Origin of the sequence: Cellulomonas pasadenensis, assembly GCF_047229365.1 — a bacterium.
Taxonomy (GTDB): Bacteria; Actinomycetota; Actinomycetes; order Actinomycetales; family Cellulomonadaceae; genus Cellulomonas.
In genome coordinates this window covers 1-3,471 of the sequence record NZ_JBFTEP010000221.1, presented here as the reverse complement: position 1 = coordinate 3,471, position 3,471 = coordinate 1, and the positions used below count along the sequence as shown (strand labels likewise).

The 3,471-nt window shown below is 73.6% G+C and carries 4 protein-coding genes; all 4 read right to left on the bottom strand.

Annotation, left to right across the window (positions count from 1 at the left end):
* Window positions 1-174: 174 nt before the first annotated feature.
* On the bottom strand, window positions 175-1,095 hold the full coding sequence (locus AB6N23_RS17805) for a hypothetical protein (RefSeq protein ID WP_412867302.1): 921 nt from the start codon (window positions 1,093-1,095) through the stop codon (window positions 175-177).
* Window positions 1,092-1,595, bottom strand: a complete 504-nt coding sequence (locus tag AB6N23_RS17800) for a hypothetical protein (protein ID WP_412867301.1) — start codon at window positions 1,593-1,595, stop codon at window positions 1,092-1,094. Before AB6N23_RS17800 ends, AB6N23_RS17805 begins: the two co-directional genes overlap by 4 nt.
* A gap of 478 nt (window positions 1,596-2,073) precedes the next feature.
* Window positions 2,074-2,490 carry a hypothetical protein gene (locus AB6N23_RS17795; RefSeq protein WP_412867300.1) on the bottom strand — a complete coding sequence of 139 codons (417 nt, stop codon included), beginning with the start codon at window positions 2,488-2,490 and terminating at the stop codon, window positions 2,074-2,076.
* The gene (locus AB6N23_RS17790; protein WP_412867299.1) at window positions 2,487-2,981 is read right to left on the bottom strand and encodes a TNT domain-containing protein; all 495 of its coding nucleotides are present in this window, start codon (window positions 2,979-2,981) and stop codon (window positions 2,487-2,489) included. The genes AB6N23_RS17795 and AB6N23_RS17790 overlap by 4 nt, the downstream gene beginning before the upstream one ends.
* Window positions 2,982-3,471: the final 490 nt, after the last annotated feature.

Genomic DNA, 3,471 nt, shown 5'->3' with positions numbered 1-3,471 from the left:
GAGAACGCCGCAAGACCGCCCTCGACCCACGACTCGTTCTGGATCGCCGAGACCAGCGCCTCACCCGACTCCAGCAGGAACGCCCCCTGGAACGGCGTCGACGTGTCGACGACCGGGGCCACCAACGGGTTCGCCGTCACGCCGTCTCCTGCTGGTACGTCATGCCGCCGGACGTTACCGACGACCGGGCGCTTCGGGCGATCCGCCCACGCTCCGGACGGCGCACATCACCCGGACGGCCGACGGCGGTCCACCCGGTCCCTCAGGGGAGCGGGAGCTCGCGGACGGTTCCCGCCACGTCGACGAGCTCGTCCCTCGGCGCCACCGCCTCGAAGAAGCCCGGCTCCACTCACCGACCCCGAGCCGGGCGACCTCGCCCTCGGACGGCTCCTGCAGCAGGACGCGGGCCCCGTCGCCCGCCGTGTCGAGCACCCGGACGCGCACCGACCGCCAGGTCGCCTCGAGAACGGTGGCGGACACCTGGGTGCACTCGGCCGCCGGCACCCGTCGCACCCACGTCATCGGGCGCGCGGGCGTGAACCCCTCCGGCTGCGCCGGCCCCACGGCGACCAGCTCCACCTGTCCGTCGCCGACGAGGTCGGCCGCGTGGTCGACCCCGCGCCAGACCGCGCGCGGTCCGACGAACCGCACCGGCGGCGCGTAGGCCTGCGCACCCGACCAACCACGCGCCGCACCCTGGTAGACGCCGACCAGCTCCTGCCGCCCGTCCGCCGCGATGCGCCAGCACTCCGCACCGAGCGGGTACCGCGTCCGCTCCAGCACCCAGGCACGCACGAGGTGCGGCGAGCGCAGCAAGCCCGTGCCGTAGGTCGGCCAGGGCGCGTCCGGCACGTCGCGCGGGGTGGTGAGGCGCATGAGCGGCTCGACCGGGAACCGCACGACGTCCACGTGCTCCAGCGATGCGCCGACACGGTCCGACTCCCACCCGTACGCGGTCGCCACGTCCGCCGCGGTCGTCAGCCGCGCCGCCTCGCCGGCGAGCGTGACGACGCCGCCGACGTTCGACGACCCGTTGCTCAGGACGTCGGCCGACTGCCACGGCAGCAGAGCCTTCTGCAGGACCGTCACGCTCACGGGTGCTCCTCGGTCTCGGTGGTCCCGGCGGTGCCGTCGGGGTCGTACCCGTTCCAGTCACCGATACCGTGCGGCGTGACGACCTCGACGAGCTCCGTCAGCTCGCTGACCGGCACGACGGCCGTGAAGCCGTCGTACTGGTTGCCCTCCAGCCCCATGAGCTTCGCGAGGCGCGGGTCCCGGTCGTAGGCGACTCGGACGTGCTGGTCGTCGACGACGACGACGCCGACCTCCTCGCCGTACCAGCGGCCGGTGTGCCCGCGGCTGAAGAAGCGCGCCACGTCCCGGACAGGTACCCGGACGCTGTACCGGCCCCCCGACTGCGTGACCTTCTCGGGCGCGAAGAGGGCGACCTCCTGCGGGTCGAGGAGGAGCAGGATCGCGTCGGCCGCTTCGTGCGGCGGGTGCGAGTCGACGATGTACGGGAACTCAGGGCCGCCGACGACGGAGAACTGCCCCCAGGAGCGTAGACCCGCGGTGCTGGACTGCCGGTCCGTCAACGCACCCGCACCCACGCGCCGGTGTCGTCCAGGACAGCCGCGAGGCGCTGCGTCCCGTCCTGGAGGACCTCCGACATCTCGTCCCCTCGTCCATCTGTGGCCGGCTGGTGGCGGGCTGGTCGATGCGGCGTTCCGGGATCAGCGGATCCGACGTGAGGGACCCCTTGCCCGTGTACGGGTCGTGCCATCCGTCCGTCCTGCTGGTCTCGCCCATGTCGCTGAACCGTCACGCCGCCACCTCGGCGACGGTCATGCCGCCGGCCGCTACCGACGACCGGACGCTCCGGGCGATCCGCCCACGCTCCGGACGGTGCACAACACCCGGACGGCCGCCCGCGGCACGTGACGCGTGGGCAGTTCGAGCTCCGCGGCGAGGGCGGGCGCCATCCTCGGGTCGTCGGTCGGCACCGGGAGACCGGGGCGGGCCCGGCGGGCCGGCCGCGCACGTGCTGCGCGCGACCTCCGACGCGGGTCGCGTTCACGAAGGGTCGTCGTCGTCCGCACGCGCCGTCCGCTCGAGGTCTTCCCACCGCAGCCCGGGGAACATGCCCTCGCGCTGCATCTTCTCGAACGCCTCGCGCGGCGTCGGGGCCTCCCGCGCGGGTGCGCCCACGAGAGGGCCACGACCACGGTCCTTCCCGAGCCGCGCGAGCTCCTCGAAGAACGTCGACCGGGCCGCGGCCAGGTCGGGCGTGCGGATGCGCTCACGCTTCTCGCCCATGTCGCTGTAGAGCACGACGTACTCGTCCCCGTCCTTGCCGAAGATCGCGAGCTCGCTGCTCATGAGCGCCGGGATGCCCCAGACGAAGAAGTCGGTGCCGTACAGGAAGCCCTCGCGCTCCGCGTCTTCCTTGACCGCGTACAGATCTGGCCCGGGCTGGTAGTCGGCTGTCATGCCTTCTCCTTGTCGACGAGGACCTTCAGGTCGAGCAGCTTCCACGCCGGGATCGGCTCGCCGCTTGGGTCCAGGAACCGGTACTGCACGCCACCACCCGGCTGGCCAAACCACGGCGCGATCGTCGACTCCTCGATCCGCACCGCCCCGGACGTCACGAGCGGGCTCTTCGGGTCGACCTCGCACGTCCAGCGCTGGAAATTCAACCGGTCGGGTGGCAGGGCGCGGTCACCGAACGGCGTGCCGGGTGGGGAGAAGTACTCGCCCCCCTCGCCACCGATCCGGTCGAACTGCATCGTCCTGCCCGGCGGCAGCGTGATGATCTGCTCGCTGCCCGGCACGGCGCCCCTGTTCGGCGGCCAGTCCCAGCCGACACCGCCCGGGGTGGACGGGTCGGGCACGGTGTACTGCTGCGTGAACGACTGGACGTCAGGATGACCGCCGTACGGGTCGTACCCCGGCTCGACGATCGAGCCGTTCGAGGAGTGCACGTGCGGGTCGCGCAGCTGGTCGTACAGGCTGCGCTCCGAGCCGTCGCCGACGGGCAGCCCGTGCGCCGACGGCGTCGTGCCAGGAACCGCGTCGTCGGGGCCGGACGTCGTGCCGTCCGGGCTGGGCGTCGTGCCATCGGTGCCGGGCGTCGCACCGTCGGTGCCGGGCGTCGTGCCGCGAACCCCCCGGCGTCGTGCCCGTCAGAAAGTGTTCAGCGTCGGATGCGGCGCCTGGGAACGAGCCGCCGGCGCCCGGCGTCGCACCGTGCGGGACAGGCGCAGCCCCGTCGGGTGCGCGGGGCGGTGCACCGAGCGGCGCGCCGGGCGGTGCGCCCGGTGGCGTGCCGTCCGGCGCCCGCGGACGTGTGCCGTCGGCGGGCAGGCGCGTCGTCGGCGCGTCCGCGCCCGAGCGCCCGAAGCCCGGCAGGTCCAGCTCACGCAGCCGGCGCAGCAGCGGGCCGACCAGGTCGCCGAACCGGCGGAACAGCGT